The organism is Nocardia anaemiae NBRC 100462 (assembly GCF_001612725.1).
GTDB lineage: Bacteria > Actinomycetota > Actinomycetes > Mycobacteriales > Mycobacteriaceae > Nocardia > Nocardia anaemiae.
Window position 1 is genome coordinate 12,967 of the sequence record NZ_BDAZ01000094.1, and the last position, 14,858, is coordinate 27,824.

The 14,858-nt window shown below is 66.1% G+C and carries 17 protein-coding genes; 12 read left to right on the forward strand and 5 right to left on the reverse strand.

Annotated elements, in window-relative coordinates; genetic code table 11:
• Positions 1–38 precede the first annotated feature (38 nt).
• The 4 genes from def to NA5_RS37280 all read left to right on the forward strand — a co-directional run bounded on the left by def (position 39) and on the right by NA5_RS37280 (position 3,871).
• Positions 39–602, forward strand: coding sequence for a peptide deformylase (def, locus tag NA5_RS37265; RefSeq protein WP_062993743.1), 564 nt, complete (start codon positions 39–41; stop codon positions 600–602).
• The gene (gene fmt / locus NA5_RS37270; protein WP_062993744.1) at positions 602–1,525 is read left to right on the forward strand and encodes a methionyl-tRNA formyltransferase; all 924 of its coding nucleotides are present in this window, start codon (positions 602–604) and stop codon (positions 1,523–1,525) included. Before def ends, fmt begins: the two co-directional genes overlap by 1 nt.
• Positions 1,522–3,342, forward strand: a complete 1,821-nt coding sequence (locus tag NA5_RS37275) for a transcription antitermination factor NusB (RefSeq protein WP_245672649.1) — start codon at positions 1,522–1,524, stop codon at positions 3,340–3,342. The genes fmt and NA5_RS37275 overlap by 4 nt, the downstream gene beginning before the upstream one ends.
• Before the next feature lie 187 nt (positions 3,343–3,529).
• Complete coding sequence (locus tag NA5_RS37280; protein ID WP_062993745.1) at positions 3,530–3,871, forward strand: MmcQ/YjbR family DNA-binding protein; 342 nt, start codon at positions 3,530–3,532, stop codon at positions 3,869–3,871.
• A 6-nt stretch (positions 3,872–3,877) separates the two neighbouring features.
• On the opposite strand, the gene NA5_RS37285 is transcribed toward NA5_RS37280, so the two are convergent.
• Positions 3,878–4,735, reverse strand: coding sequence for an RNA polymerase sigma factor SigF (locus NA5_RS37285; protein ID WP_084484709.1), 858 nt, complete (start codon positions 4,733–4,735; stop codon positions 3,878–3,880).
• Positions 4,735–5,157, reverse strand: coding sequence for an ATP-binding protein (locus NA5_RS37290; protein WP_062993746.1), 423 nt, complete (start codon positions 5,155–5,157; stop codon positions 4,735–4,737). Before NA5_RS37290 ends, NA5_RS37285 begins: the two co-directional genes overlap by 1 nt.
• 96 nt (positions 5,158–5,253) lie before the next feature.
• Between NA5_RS37290 and rpe the strand changes: the two genes are divergently transcribed.
• A complete protein-coding gene (gene rpe, locus NA5_RS37295) occupies positions 5,254–5,910 on the forward strand; it encodes a ribulose-phosphate 3-epimerase (RefSeq protein WP_062993747.1) in 657 nt (218 codons plus the stop codon).
• Positions 5,911–5,922: 12 nt separating this feature from the next.
• Here the strand turns inward: rpe and NA5_RS37300 are convergent, their stop codons facing one another.
• Positions 5,923–6,393 carry a hypothetical protein gene (locus NA5_RS37300; protein ID WP_062993748.1) on the reverse strand — a complete coding sequence of 157 codons (471 nt, stop codon included), beginning with the start codon at positions 6,391–6,393 and terminating at the stop codon, positions 5,923–5,925.
• A 579-nt stretch (positions 6,394–6,972) separates the two neighbouring features.
• Here NA5_RS37300 and NA5_RS37305 point away from each other — a divergent pair.
• The 4 genes from NA5_RS37305 (at position 6,973) to NA5_RS37320 (ending at position 10,098) form a co-directional block, all read left to right on the forward strand.
• A complete protein-coding gene (locus NA5_RS37305; RefSeq protein ID WP_062993749.1) occupies positions 6,973–7,602 on the forward strand; it encodes a riboflavin synthase in 630 nt (209 codons plus the stop codon).
• Between the two features lie 162 nt (positions 7,603–7,764).
• Positions 7,765–9,009, forward strand: coding sequence for a bifunctional 3,4-dihydroxy-2-butanone-4-phosphate synthase/GTP cyclohydrolase II (locus NA5_RS37310; RefSeq protein ID WP_040692104.1), 1,245 nt, complete (start codon positions 7,765–7,767; stop codon positions 9,007–9,009).
• 111 nt (positions 9,010–9,120) lie between these two features.
• Positions 9,121–9,594 (forward strand): 6,7-dimethyl-8-ribityllumazine synthase, encoded by a 474-nt coding sequence (gene ribH, locus NA5_RS37315; RefSeq protein ID WP_062993750.1) that lies wholly within the window; start codon positions 9,121–9,123, stop codon positions 9,592–9,594.
• 3 nt (positions 9,595–9,597) lie between these two features.
• Positions 9,598–10,098: a PH domain-containing protein gene (locus NA5_RS37320; protein ID WP_062993751.1), complete on the forward strand. Its 501-nt coding sequence runs from the start codon at positions 9,598–9,600 to the stop codon at positions 10,096–10,098.
• Positions 10,099–10,275: 177 nt separating this feature from the next.
• Here the strand turns inward: NA5_RS37320 and NA5_RS37325 are convergent, their stop codons facing one another.
• Positions 10,276–12,228, reverse strand: coding sequence for a gamma-glutamyltransferase family protein (locus tag NA5_RS37325; RefSeq protein WP_062993752.1), 1,953 nt, complete (start codon positions 12,226–12,228; stop codon positions 10,276–10,278).
• A gap of 174 nt (positions 12,229–12,402) precedes the next feature.
• On the opposite strand from NA5_RS37325, the gene NA5_RS37330 reads away from it, so the two are divergent.
• Together NA5_RS37330 and NA5_RS37335 are read left to right on the forward strand one after the other, a co-directional pair.
• Entirely contained in the window at positions 12,403–13,086 is a 684-nt protein-coding gene (locus NA5_RS37330) for an HAD family hydrolase (RefSeq protein WP_062993753.1), read from the forward strand.
• A gap of 118 nt (positions 13,087–13,204) precedes the next feature.
• Positions 13,205–13,642, forward strand: a complete 438-nt coding sequence (locus NA5_RS37335) for a hypothetical protein (protein WP_062993754.1) — start codon at positions 13,205–13,207, stop codon at positions 13,640–13,642.
• A 10-nt stretch (positions 13,643–13,652) separates the two neighbouring features.
• Here the strand turns inward: NA5_RS37335 and NA5_RS37340 are convergent, their stop codons facing one another.
• Positions 13,653–14,657: a bile acid:sodium symporter family protein gene (locus NA5_RS37340; protein ID WP_062993755.1), complete on the reverse strand. Its 1,005-nt coding sequence runs from the start codon at positions 14,655–14,657 to the stop codon at positions 13,653–13,655.
• A gap of 82 nt (positions 14,658–14,739) precedes the next feature.
• Here NA5_RS37340 and NA5_RS39955 point away from each other — a divergent pair.
• The coding region (locus tag NA5_RS39955) for a LysR family transcriptional regulator (protein ID WP_157110859.1) at positions 14,740–14,858 on the forward strand (119 nt) is incomplete at its 3' end.

The window sequence follows — 14,858 nt, forward strand, 5'->3', positions numbered from 1 at the left end:
TGAATCGACCGTGTTCATCGTTTTGGGGAGCCGCCGCCGTGACCATTCAGCCCGTTCGCCTCTTCGGCGATCCCATCCTGCGATCACGTGCGGCGGAGGTCACCGAATTCGATCGTGAACTGCGGCAGTTGGTCACCGACCTGACCGAGACCATGCACGATGACGGCGGGGTGGGGATGGCGGCGCCGCAGATCGGCGTCGGTCTGCGGGTTTTCGTCTACGACACCGAGGACGCCAGGGGCCATCTCATCAATCCGACCTACGAGGTGGTCGGTGCGGAGGAGCAGGTCGGTCCCGAGGGCTGCCTGTCGATTCCGGGGCTGCGCTACGACACGCGGCGTGCACTGCGGGTGCGCGCCGCCGGTGTCGATGTGGACGGCAAACCGGTGGAATTCGCGGCCGAGGGCCTGCTGGCCCGCTGCGTGCAGCACGAGACCGATCATTTGGACGGTGTGCTGTTCATCGATCGGCTCGATCCCGTGCAGCGCAAGGAGGCCATGCGCACCATTCGTGAATCCGATTGGTTCAGCGCGGGTATCACCGTGCGCAGTTCGCGTGCGCTCGGCTCGACCGAGGCCGGACCGTTCGGGCGGGCCCGCTGATGCGCATTGTCTTCGCGGGCACACCGGAACCGGCCGTCCCGTCGCTGCGGCGTTTTATCGATTCGGACCGGCACGAGGTGCTCGCCGTGTTGACCCGTCCCGATGCGGTCGCCGGGCGCGGGCGCAAGGTGCAGCGGTCGCCGGTCGGGCGCCTCGCCGACGAGCACGGCATTCCGGTGCTCACACCGCGGCGCCCCGCCGAGCCCGAATTCATCGAGCAGCTCACCGAATTGGCGCCCGACTGCTGTCCGGTGGTGGCCTACGGTGCGCTGTTGCCGCAGCAAGTGCTCGATATTCCGCGCTTCGGCTGGATCAATCTGCACTTCTCGCTGCTCCCCGCCTGGCGTGGCGCGGCTCCGGTGCAGGCGGCGATCGACGCGGGCGACGAGATCACCGGCGCATCCACTTTCCAGATCGAGGCGGGCTTGGATACCGGCCCGGTTTTCGGGGTGGTGACCGAGAAGATCGCGGTGACCGATACCGCGGGCGCGTTGCTCGACCGGCTCGCGAGCACCGGGGCGGTACTGCTCGAGAAGACACTCGACGGCGTGGAAGACGGTACGCTGCAAGCGGTTCCACAACCCCACGACGGTATTTCCTACGCCCCCAAGGTGCCGGTCGAGGCCGGACATATCCGCTGGGATCAGCCCGCGCTGGCGATCAATCGGCGCATTCGCTCGGTAACCCCCGCACCCGGTGCCTGGACCGAGGTGAACGGCACCCGACTGAAGGTCGGTCCCGTCGAGATGGTCGAGGAAGTCCTGCCGGAACGGGCGATCGAGGTCCGCAAGTCCGGCGTCTTCGTCGGTACCGCGACCACGGCGGTCCGCCTCGGTCAGGTGCAGCCACCAGGCAAACGCATGATGTCCGCCCTCGACTGGGCCCGCGGCGCGCGGCTGCAGCCCGGCGCGGTGGTCGAGTGACAACACCGAATCGCAAGTCCGCCGAGAAATCCGTCGACGGCGGTTGGCTCGCCCGCGCGACCTCAGCGAAAAGTGGTGCACAACAGAAGAATTCGCAATCCATACGGCGCGACGACGAAGCCCGGCCGTTGCGCACCGACCAGATCCGTGGCGATGCGCCGCGGACCCGAGCAGAGCGGCGGAATATGACCGAACAGCGCAAGTCCGCATCATCGGGAGACGGTTCGTCGCAGCGCAAAGGGGCGACGCAGGGCAAAGCAGACCGGCATGGCCGTTCATCCGAAAGCGATGCGGCGTCCGGCGGGCAGCGGCGGGCCAACCGCCCGGCGAAGTCCGGTTCGGCCGGATCGAACGAGGGGCGACGGGGTAGCGCTGAGCGCCGCTCGAATCGGGGTACGGCAGGCGAGGGCGGCCGTGGCGCTTCGGATAGGCGTGTCGACACACCGAAAGGTCGTGGGCGGCAAAAGGATTCGGCCGCACACGGCGATCCGGTGCGGCTCGTCGCGCGGGACGTGCTGCGGGCGGTGCGGGAGCGGGAGGCTTACGCGAATCTGGTGCTGCCGGGGCTGCTGCGGGACCGGCGGATTTCGGGGCGCGATGCGGCGCTGGCGACCGAACTGACCTACGGAGCCTGTCGGTCGCTCGGGTTGCTCGACGCGGTGATCGCGGCGGGCGCTGGGCGGCCGGTTGCCGAGATCGATGGGCCGCTGCTGGATGTGCTGCGGCTCGGGGTGTATCAGTTGCTGCGTACCCGGATCGGGGCCCATGCGGCGGTGGATACCTCGGTGGAATTGGCGCGCACCGAATTCGGTGCGGGCAAGGCCGGTTTCGTGAATGCCGTGCTGCGGCGGGCGGGGGAGAAGTCCGTCGACGAGTGGGTGGATGAACTCGCGCCGCGAGATCCGGTGGGGCGGTTGGCATTCGAATTCGCGCATCCGGTGTGGATCGCGCAGGCATTCGCGGACGCGCTCGGTGCTCGTGCCGCAGAGCTGCGGGACGTGCTGGCGGCCGACGACGCTCGTCCGATCGTGCATCTGGTCGCTCGTCCCGGCGATATCACCGCCGAGGAACTGGCCCTGGTGACCGGCGGCGAAGAGGGCAAGTGGTCGCCGTATGCGGTCTACCTCGACGGTGGCGGCGACCCAGGCAAATTGGAACCCGTCCGTGAAGGTATGGCGGCAGTACAGGACGAGGGCAGTCAACTCGTCGCGCTCGCGTTGACCCGCGCGGAACTGGACGGCCCCGACAACGGCCGCTGGCTCGACCTGTGCGCAGGACCCGGTGGCAAGGCAGCCCTGCTCGGCGCGATCGCCGCCATCGACGGTCATCGCGTCGACGCGGTGGAACCGGCCGAACACCGTGCCGAACTCGTCCGCAAGACCGTCCACGACCTACCCGTCGACGTGCACGTCGCGGACGGCCGCAATAGCGGCCTCACCCCCGGCTACGACCGCATTCTGGTCGACGCCCCGTGTACCGGCCTCGGCGCCCTGCGCCGCCGCCCGGAGGCCCGTTGGCGACGCACCCCGGCCGATGTCGCCGAACTGGTCGTGCTGCAGCGCGAACTACTCGCTGCCGCATGGGATCTCCTGCGCCCCGGCGGCGTGGTCCTCTACTCGACCTGCTCGCCACACCTGCTGGAGACCGTCGCGGTGGTCGCCGACGCCGCCCGCCGCACCGGCGCCATCCAACTCGACACCCGCGACCTGCTCCCCGGCGTCACCGATGTCGGCGACGGCCCCGGGGCCCAACTCTGGCCACACCGCCACGGCACCGACGCCATGTTCCTCGCCGCCCTGCGCAAGCCGCTCGAGTAACACCTGATCCGAAGCGCCTGCTGCTGCTCGCGACATTCGGCACGGCAAGGGTCGCGAGTTCATGCAAGGCACGACATGGCATTCGCACCGCAGGGTGGCGATGCCATTGTTCGTGGCTGAGCAGGGACGCACTCCGAGGCGACATTCGTCCAAGACTCGGGGTGGGTGGACCGCGCAGACTGAGCGCATGGCGTTGACATGGGAGCAGGTGGTGGCGCTGGCGACCGAACTTCCCGAGGTGGCGGAATCGACGTGGTGGCGCAGTCCCGCGCTGAAGGTGCGCGGTAAGGGTTTCGCGCGGTTGCGTTCGGAGGCCGAAGGCGGACTCGTGCTGCTGTGCGAAATGGCGGAGAAGGAGGCCATGCTCGCTTCCGGTGACCCGGCCTTCTTCACCACCCCGCACTATGACGGATATCCCTACATCCTCATCGACCTCGACCGGATCGAGCCCGATCAACTCCGCGAGCTGCTCGACGCCGCCTGGTGGCTATCGGCGCCCGCGAAACTGCGCGAACAACGGACACACTGACAGCGCTCAGTCGCGGGCCGACTGTTCGCGTAGGCGAGCAAGGGTTTTCGCGAGAATGCGTGAGACGTGCATCTGCGAGATACCCATGCGCTGGGCGATCTGGGTCTGCGTCATCGATTCGAAGAACCGCATGGTGAGGATGCGGCGTTCGCGCTCCGGAAGTCCGGCGAGCAGCGGACGGATCGCGACATACTCCTCCACCCGGTCGAATTGCGACTCCTCCTCGCCGAGGGTATCCAGCAGCGATGCCTCGGTATCGCGCCCGAGCGAGGCGGCATCGATGGAGCTGGGCTGGTAGGCATTGCCCGCGATGACGGCCTGGGTGACCTCGTCGGGATCCACATCGAGTTCGGCCGCAATCTCTTTCGCGGTCGGGGAGCGGCCGAGGGATTGCGAGAGTGCGTCGATGGCCGCGCCGATGCGCAGATGGGTTTCCTTCACCCGTCTCGGTACCCGCATGGCCCAGGTGTTGTCACGGAAATAGCGACGTACCTCACCCATGATCGTCGGCACCGCGAAGGACAGGAAGTTCGAGCCGCGCGAAATATCGAATCGGTCCACCGCGTGTACCAAACCGACCCGCGCGACCTGCGTGAGATCGTCGAACGGCTCCCCGCGCCCACTGAACTTGCGAGCGATGTGATCGGCGAGCGGAATGCACCGGCTGATCAGCTCGGCACGCAATGCGGTATGCCGCGCGGTACCCGGTTTACTGGCGGCGAGCTGCTCGAACAGCGCGCCGACATCGTCATATCCCGCGCCGGAGGCCTGGAGGGTTTCGACTTCCTCTGCGGCTTCTTCGGTCAGCACGGGTACGGCGTCGTCGTCCTGCTCGGCGTCGGGCACGGTGTTCTCGTCCGCCACTACGCTTTCCCCCGGACCCGACGGAACTCCACCGTCGTCGGATATCCGGATGCGGCCGAGTCGAACGGGTCCTGTGTCGCTTGTACTTCATCGGTGAGGGTGCGCAGCACATGCCAACCGAAGCTGCGCTGATCCGGCAGCCCCTCCGTCCCGGCGAGGCCGGTCACCTTGACGAGCAATTCGGTGTCACCCACGGTGAACCGGCAGTGCAGGCTGGTCCCCGGTGCCGCGACCGCGATCAGCGTCGAGCACACCTCGTCGACGGCCAGCCGGATATCGGCCACTTCGTCGAGGGTGAAATCGCTCAATAGCACCAGTGTTTCGGCGAGCCCGCGCACGATCGGCAGCTGCGTCACCGACGCAGCCACCCGAATCTCCACCGGGGTGCTGTAGAGCCCCTGTTCCGCCGAAATGTTGATCACCCTATGCAGGCTACCCACTCCCGGCCGGAGCAACCCTAGGTACCGGTAAGCTCCCGCGATGTGTCCTCTTCGACGTTTACGCGCCCGACCACGCCGATGATCGCCCCGTCCATCCTCTCCGCCGACTTCGCACGCCTGGCAGATGAGGCGAAAGCAGTGCATGGCGCCGATTGGCTGCATGTCGATGTGATGGACGCACACTTCGTGCCGAATCTCACCCTCGGGCTCCCGGTGGTCGAAAGTCTGTTGAAGGCCACCGACATTCCGCTGGACTGCCATCTGATGATCGAGGATCCGGCCCGCTGGGCTCCGCCGTACGCGGAGGCGGGTGCGTACAACGTCACCTTTCACGCCGAGGCGACCGACGATCCGATCGCGGTGGCGCGCGATATTCGCGCGGCAGGCGCCAAGGCCGGTCTTTCCGTGAAGCCGAATACGCCGATCGAGCCGTATCTGGAAATCCTTCGGGACTTCGACACACTGCTGGTGATGAGCGTCGAGCCGGGCTTCGGTGGCCAGTCCTTCATCACGCATGTGCTGGAAAAGGCGCGCATCGTGCGTCGACTGGTGGACGCGGGCGAACTGCGTTTGATCGTGGAAATCGACGGCGGCATCAATGCCGACACGATCGAGGCCGCCGCGGAGGCGGGCATCGATTGTTTCGTCGCCGGATCCGCGGTCTACAACACCGCCGATCCGGGTGCGACCGTCGAAAAGCTGCGGCAGCAGGCCGCGGCGCTGCGCAGCTCCTAGGGTCCCAATCTCCTAGCGGGCGGGCACTTTCCGGCTGCCGATGGCGCGCGTCGCCTCGATCACGGCGCTGAGCGGTGGCAGGGTCGTCGCATTCTCCGGCGGCCGGATCCAGGTGCGATAGCCGGTGCGCTCGTCATCCGGTGAGGGCAGCACGACCTGACTCCCGGTGCAGGCGACGGTCGCGTAGAGCCGGAACAGCTCCGCGGAGACGGCGACGGGTAGGGTATCGGGCCGGGCCGGGCCGGTGATGAAGGTCCAGCGCTCGGCTCGTGGGTGGTGGACCACCGGTGCGGCGATCTGTGCCTGGATGAGCTGCTGCTGCACTTGTTCGCCCAGTTCGGCGGGCATCGTGATCGCGCCGTAATAGGTGCCGATATGGAGCAGGATGCGGCGGGAAGTCGGGTCGATCGATGCTGGCATATGAAATTCGAGCCGGTACTGCACACAGCGAACTTCCAGCGTCGAATCGACAAGAGTGGTCACGCAACACCCCCATTGGTGTCGAACCTGATTTCGTCCACTGCTGTATCCGGCTTCCTCGAGTGGTGGATTTCCCTGGGTCGAACTCGCTGGACCGCCTCGGACCGGCAAGAACCGTTCCGCACCTGCACTGCTCGGGTCGAAGTTGAACGATAGGAATCAGCTACATAACAATCTTGCGACCATTTTCGGGCCTGCGCAAGGTTTTGGTGTAATCGTGTCTCGGCTGGGTATTAAGCCCTGTTCGACACTATGCGTGACGGCATGAAATCCATTCGCGTGGTTCCCGAAATAGGAGTGAACAATCATCGACGGCCGGGAAGCTGCGTTATTTCCGCGCGGATGCGCCCTATTCCGCTTCGAAAAATAATCGGCGCTGGTTCGGCAAGGGCTAAGGGGCCCTGCGGTCTGCTTACCCGCTGACTTGCCGAGCCGTGGTTTCCGCCGACCGCTGGCTGGAACCGCGGTGCCTTCTACGACCCGGCGTCGTTAGGCTGAGGAGGGATCGGCGTACCGGCGGGAATAGTCGCCGGATCCGGGCTGTTCGGCAACCGTAGAAACGACGCGACAGGGAGTCAAGGCATGTTCACAGGCATCGTCGAGGAACTCGGCGAGATCGTCGCCACCGAAGAGCTGGCCGATGCCGCTCGTCTGACGATCCGGGGCAAGCTGGTCACTTCCGATGCCGGACACGGTGATTCGATCGCCGTCAACGGCGTCTGCCTGACCGTCGTCGATGTGGTCGACGGCGATTCGTTCACCGTCGATGTGATGCAGGAGACGCTGAACCGTTCCAGCATCGGCGGACTCGGCACGGGTTCGCGGGTGAATCTCGAGCGCGCGGCCGCGCTGAACAGCAGGCTCGGCGGCCACTTGGTGCAGGGCCACGTGGACGGTACCGGCACCGTGCTCGCGCGCACGCCCTCGGAGAACTGGGAGGTCGTGCGGATCTCGCTGCCCGACGCGATCGCCCGCTATGTAGTGGAGAAGGGTTCGATCACCGTCGACGGCATATCACTGACCGTCTCGGGCCTCGGCATCTCCGACGCGCCCGCCGCCGACGGCAATCGGGACTGGTTCGAGGTCTCGCTGATCCCGACCACCCTGTCCATGACGAACCTCGGTGCCGCCGCCGTCGGTACCAAGGTGAACCTGGAAGTCGATGTCATCGCCAAGTACGTCGAACGGCTGCAACAGCGAGGCTCTGTCTAATTGCCGCGCCTGCGGCGCGGCGTGTTCGCGGCCCCCTGGTGTCTTGCGAACGGTCACTGGTAAGACTCGCTCCGTGGTGGCTGGTCGGGCGGCTCAGCGTCGGCTATTGGCCAGTCGACTACTGTATGTCAAGCACCTATTTCGAGATGGAGCACAACAGACGTGACCAGGTTCGACACCATCGAGCGCGCAGTCGCCGATATCGCCGCCGGTAAGGCGGTCGTCGTCGTCGACGACGAGGACCGCGAGAACGAGGGCGACCTCATCTTCGCGGCGGAAAAGGCGACCCCCGAACTGGTCGCCTTCATGATTCGCTACACCTCTGGTTATATCTGTGTGCCGCTCACCGGTGAGGACTGCGATCGGCTCGGCCTGCCGCCGATGTACGCGCAGAACCAGGACAAGCACGGCACTGCCTACACCGTGTCGGTCGACGCGCGCGAGGGCATCACCACCGGTATCTCCGGCGCCGACCGTGCCACCACCATGCGACTACTCGCCGACCCGAATGCGAAGGCCGACGATCTGACCCGTCCCGGTCACGTGGTTCCGTTGCGCGCCAAGGAGGGCGGCGTGCTGCGCCGTCCCGGCCACACCGAGGCCGCGGTCGATCTGGCACGGATGGCCGGATTGCAGCCCGCCGGTGTCATCTGCGAGATCGTCAGTCAGAAGGACGAGGGCCACATGGCCCGCACCGAGGAGTTGCGCGTCTTCGCCGACGAGCACAACCTGGCGCTGATCTCCATCGCGGAAATGATTGCCTGGCGGCGCAAGCACGAGAAGCAGGTCATTCGGGTCGCCGAGGCCAGGATCCCCACGGCGCACGGCGAATTCAAGGCCGTCGGCTATCAGAGCATCTACGACGATGTCGAACATGTCGCGCTGGTGCGCGGCGATATCGATGACGGCGACGATGTGCTGGTGCGGGTGCATTCGGAATGCCTCACCGGTGATGTCTTCGGTTCGCTGCGCTGCGATTGCGGTCCGCAGTTGGACGCCGCACTGGAGATGGTGGCCCAGGAGGGTCGCGGTGTGGTGCTGTACATGCGCGGACACGAGGGGCGCGGCATCGGGCTGATGCACAAGTTGCAGGCCTACCAGCTGCAGGATTCGGGCCACGACACCGTCGACGCGAATCTGGAGCTCGGCCTGCCCGCCGACGCCCGCGACTACGGCACCGGCGCGCAGATCCTGGTCGATCTCGGGATTCGGTCCATGCGCCTGCTCACCAACAATCCGGCCAAGCGCGTGGGACTGGACGGCTACGGGCTGAAGATCACCGAGCGGGTGCCGATGCCGTTGCGCGCCAACGCCGAAAACCTGCGGTACCTGCGCACCAAGCGGGACCGAATGGGACACGACCTGATCGGCCTGGACGAACTCGATCTCGGCGAGACCGCACAGTGATTTCGCACCTCGACGCAACCTGGAAAGGATATCAGTGAGCGAGCGCAGCGAGCGAACCATGACACAGCGCGCATCGCGCATGCCGGAGCCGAGCGCCGGCGAGGCGCAGGCATGAGCGGCACCGGCGTACCCAGCTTCGAGCTGTCGGATGCCAAGGATCTGAAGCTCGGCATCGTCGCCTCGCGCTGGCACACCCAGATCTGCGACACCCTTGTCGCGAATGCGGAGCGGGTGGCCAAGGATGCGGGCGTCGAGCACATCACCGTGGTCCGTTGCGCGGGTGCGATGGAACTTCCGGTGGTGGCTCAGGAATTGGCCCGCTCGCATGACGCGGTGGTCGCGCTCGGTGTGGTGATCCGCGGTGGCACACCGCATTTCGAGTACGTCTGTGATGCGGTTACCGCCGGTCTGACCAGGGTGTCGCTCGACGCCGGTACGCCCGTGGCCAATGGTGTGCTGACCACCAACAATGAGGCGGAGGCGCTGGACAGGGCCGGATTGCCTGGTTCCGCCGAGAACAAGGGCGAACAGGCCGCCGCGGCAGCGCTCGATGCCGCGCTGACGCTGCGCGCGCTGCGGCCGTAGACCATGCCGGTTGTTCGCATCTGGCGTAGAGGCTCGGCCGCGGCTGTCGAGTCGGGCTCCGGCGAGTGGGAGCTCGAGGTGCGGCCGCATCGCGCGGTGCGGACCGCTTGGACGGTGGCGGTGCTGCTCGTCGCCGGTTTCACCGCGGGCGGCATCCTGTTGCGCCACGGTTCGACGGGCGTGAATTTCCGGCTCGCGGATCAGTTCGCGATGATCGGTATCGGCGTACTCGGCGCGGCGGCGGTACTGCTGCTGACCCGGCCGCGCGTCCGTGTCGGCAAGCGCGGTGTATCGGTGCGGAACATCCTGGGCGACACCGAATTCCCCTGGGAATACATCCGCGGCGTCTCCTTCCCGGACCGAAAATCCTGGGCCCGCCTCGAACTCGTCGACGACGACTACGTCCCCCTCATGGCAATCCGCTCCAATGACAAGCAACGCGCCGTCGAGGCCCTGGATAAGCTGCGCGCACTCGGCGCGAAATACACCGCCACCGAAAAGTAGTCGGCAGCCGGATGCCCGACGAGGCATGCGCTGACGATCCGCTCATGACCTACTTCTGCCGATCGCGGTTCGCCGAAAGTCCTTACCGCTGTTCTGGGATTCGAGCAGGAGCGACCTGGCGTTCGACGACGGCCGATGCTCTATCCGATGCCGCAGACCGGATAGAGCAGCCGCAAGTCAGCGGGTGTCGCCGAGGACGGCGCCTTCGCGTCTGGGATCCGCGCCGCCGATCCAGCCTTCGGTGCCGTCACGTTGCAGTGCGCTGAGACCGCTGGATTGCGGGGCGACCGAGACCTGATGGCCGAGCTCGCGAAGGCGCAGGACCAGTGGATCGTGATCGCCATTATCGGTGGCATTGATGGCGGGGTGTTCGCCGCCCACACCGGTTGCGGGACTGTTCCCAGCGCCGAAGGCGACCGCGGAGACCGCCTGCTGAGGGTCCAGGCCCCAATCCAGCACGCCGACCAGGGCTTTCACGACGAACTGGATGATCACCGAACCGCCGGGTGACCCGGCGACCTGGGTCAGATCGCCGCGTGAGCCGTCGGCATTGTGGTCGAAGACCAGAGTCGGGCTCATCGAGCTGCGCGGGCGCTTACCCGGTTGCACGCGATTGGCGACCGGAGCGCCATCGGTGCCGAGCGGATCTGCGGAGAAGTCGGTGAGTTGGTTGTTCAGCACGAAGCCGTCGGCGAGATGGAACGATCCGAAGGCCGATTCGACCGTGGTGGTCATGGCGGCGGCATTGCCGTACTTATCGACCACCGAGATATGGCTGGTGCCGTGTTCGGGCGGTTGGGGGCCGACGCCGATCGGCACCGGGCCGAAGTCGCCGGGCTGCGCGGTGCCCATGCTGTGGCCGGGATCGATCAGACCCGCGCGCTTTTTCAGATAATCCTTGTTCAGCAATGTCTGCGGCGAATTACCCGGCAGCGGAATGAAATCGGTGTCGGCGACGTACTTGTTCCGGTCGGCGTAGGCGAGCCGCTCGGCCTCCGAAATCAGATGCACCGCTTCGGCCTTCGGCTTGCCGCCGTTGCGGTCGATATTGTCCGGCTTCAGCGCGGACAGGTCGAAGTTCTCCAGGATGCCGAGGGTGGCCGCGACGGTTATGCCGCCCGAGGATGGGCTCGGCATACCGCAGATCTCGTGCGTGCGGTAGTTCGTGCAGAGCGCGGTCCGCTTCTTGGCCTGATATCCGGCGAGGTCGTCGGCGGTGATCAGGCTCGGGGTGCGCCCGCCCGCGGTGGCCGCGGCCGCATCGACGATGTCATGGGCGATCGCGCCGGTGTAGAAGGCATTCGCACCGTCGGTGGCAATGGCGTTCAAGGTCTTGGACATTGCCGGGTTGGTCAGCACCGTATCGGCCCGCTTCGGAGTGCCGTCCGGATTGAGGAAGTAGGCCTTCGCGGACTCGTCCACGGCGAGATCCTTGGCGGATTCGGCGATCTGACCCGCCAGGCGCGGACTGATCGGGAAGCCGCGATCGGCCAGTCCGATGGCCGGTTCGAACAGATCCCGCCACGCGGTCTTGCCGTGGTCGTGATGCGCCAGTTCCAGCATGCGCAGGACACCGGGCACGCCGATCGAGCGGCCACTCGCACGGGCACTCGGCTTCGGCTCGGTCCGATCGGTATCGCTGATCCAGCGCAGATAATTCTCGGTCGCCGCCGCGGGGGCGATCTCCCGACCGTCATACGCCTCCACGCTCTTGCTGGTCGCGTCGTAATAGAGCATGAACGAGCCACCGCCGATGCCGGAGGCCTGCGGTTCCACCAATCCGAGCACCATCTGCGCCGCGATGAGCGCATCCGCGGCCGTGCCACCGTTGCTCAATACCTCGCAGGCAGCTTTGGTCGAGACCGGGTTGGCCGTGGATACCGCGTAGGTCTTGGTGCGCACCGCCGTCATATCGGACCGGTAGCCGCTCGCGATCTCGGGATTGGTGCTCAGATCCTTGGTCGCGCCGGGTGCGGCACCCGCTGAGGTCGCGACCACCGGGGTCCCGTTCGGCGTCGCACTACACGCCGCGTTCGCCGGTGCGTCATCGGATGAACATCCGCTGACAACGCCGACGATGAGCGTGAGCGCCGCCGCGGCGCTGACCCAGGTTCCTCGCGTGCCACTCATGGACGGCACTGTATCGCCGATCGCCGAGCGTCGCGGGAAATCCGGTGCCCAGCACTGGTGACTTCAGCGAAAACGGTTAGCGGTCAATTGCATTGAGCACCCATTCGGATGCGATTTCCGCGGGAATGAGCGCCGCGGCCGACGCTCGACGGCAGCCGTCGGTAACCTGGCACAGTGGCGATCGAGGCGGTGTTGTTCGACTTCTCCGGCACGCTCTTCCGGCTGGAACCCGATGAAACCTGGGCCGATCTGGTCGGTGCCGATGGCAAACCCCTGGACCGGTCGCAACAGGCCGCGATTCTGGATCGGATGACGAGACCGGTCGGTGAGAGTGCGGTCTTCGATGCCGCGGGCCAGCTCGCCTGGGAGCGGCGGGATCTGGATCCGGCAATGCACCGCACCGCATACCACGAGGTGCTGCGACAAGCCGGGCTGCCGACACCGGCGTTGATCGAGCGGCTCTACGACTGGATGCTCGACCCACTGGTGTGGACGCCGTATCCGGATACCGGTACTGTACTGAAATCACTTGCGGCACAGGATATCCCGGTCGCGGTGGTGAGTAACATCGCCTTCGATATCCGCCCGGCATTCGCCGCCAACGGATGGGATCGCCTCGTCGCCGCGCATACGCTGTCCTTCGAAGTCGGTGCGGTGAAGCCGGATCCGCGGATCTTCCTGGCCGCGGTGGAACAGCTCGGTGCGCGCCCCGAGTCGACGCTCATGGTCGGCGACAGTGCGGTGGCCGATGGGGGCGCGGTGGCGGCGGGCTGCGGTTTCGCGCTGGTCGATCCGTTGCCCACGGTGGAGCGCGCCGAAGGTCTGCTCGAGGTGTTACGTCGGCACGAACTGGCCTAGTGTCCAGTATGTGACCTGTGACACACTCTGCTGTTCCTCAATGTCGATGTCCCCGAACTGAATTAGCTTGCTGTGACGCCCACCACATCGCGGTGCGCAAGCTCGACGGGGAGTGGCCATGGATGAAGCCGACGCATATTTCGAATCGTCGGTCGTGCGGACGGCGCGGCTCGTCGGTCTGCCCGAATCGGTCCGCGAGGCCAGAGAGGCCGCATTGGGACTCGCGGGCTTCGGCCTCGCGTACCCGGTCGTCATCGGCCTGATCGCCGGGGACGAGGCGGCCAGATCCGCTGCCGTGCAATTCTGCTGCAGTTGGGTGCTCGGCGTCGCAGTACTCGTCTTCGGCCGTGGGCCGCTGGTGCGGCGGGTCGCGATCGCGTCGGTCATGCTGCAGTCCCTCGCGGTACTGCGAATTCAGGTCGAGGCCGTCCCGGACTTGGCCAGGTTGGTCGTCGTCGTCTTCACGCTGGGTGCGTCGGCGATGATCGTCTACCAGCTGTGGCGATCGGAAGCCAAGGCGTGGTTCGACGTCCGGGTCGCCGACGCCGAGTGGTGAACGCTTCGGATCACGCGGGTTGTGCGGACGGCTGGGCCGCCACGGGATCGGACTGCGCTGATCGCGCGTAGCGCTGGGCGAGCACAGTGCACGTCAATAGCTGAATCTGGTGGAAGACCATGAGCGGCAATACGATCAGGCCGACCGGATGTCCGGCGAACAGGACCGAGGCCATGGGGAGCCCGGTGGCCAAGCTCTTCTTCGAGCCGCAGAACACCGTGACGATTCGATCGGGCCTGGAGAAGCCGATGAGGCGACTGCCGAAGGTGGTAATCGTCAAAACCGCGGCGAGAATGCCTGCGCAAACCGCGACCGTCGCCAGCAGCGCGCGGGGCGAAATACCGCTCCAGATGTGCTCCACCATGCCCGCGCTGAAGGCGGCATAGACGACGAGATAGACCGAACCGCGATCGACGGCCCTGGTCACCGTGGCATGCCGGAGCAGCCAGGTCATCCGGGGACGCAAGAGTTGGCCTGCCAGGAAGGGCAGTAGCAACTGAACGACGATCGCGAGGATCGCAGTGGGGGATACGGTCGCATTGCCGGTGTTGTCCATCAGCAGCATGACCAGCAGCGGGGTCGCGAAGACGCCGATCAGATTCGACAGCGACGCGCTGACCACCGCGCCCGCCACATTCCCGCGCGCAATCGAGGTGAAGGCAATCGATGACTGCACCGTCGACGGCACCAGACAAAGGAAAAGCACGCCGGTGTAGAGATCACCGGTCAGCACCGACGGCACCAGCACATGCAAGGCCAGTCCGATCAGCGGGAAGATCAGATAGGTCACCGCCAGCACCGTCGAATGCAACCGCCAATGCCGCAGACCGCCGAGCGCCTCCCGAGGCGCGAGCCGAGCACCGTAGAAAAGGAAAAGCACGCCGATCGCGACCTTGGTCACCCAGTCGAGGGCATCGGCCGCCACGCCCCGCGCGGGCAACAGCGCGGCCACCGCGACACTGGCCAGGATGCCGAGCATGAAGGCATCGATGCGGAGTTTGGCGAGGAACTTCACTCCTCGAAGGTACGACGCGGACAATTGAACGCGATAGGCGTTCAGAGTGATATCTGTAAACGCAAACTGTGATAATTGCCGTGTGTTCGAATCCGAACTGCTGCGCACCTTCCTCGCCGTCGAACGCGCGGGCGGGTTCACCGCTGCCGGTCGCATCCTCGGCCTTCGTCAGTCCACCGTCAGCGGCCACATCGCCCGCTT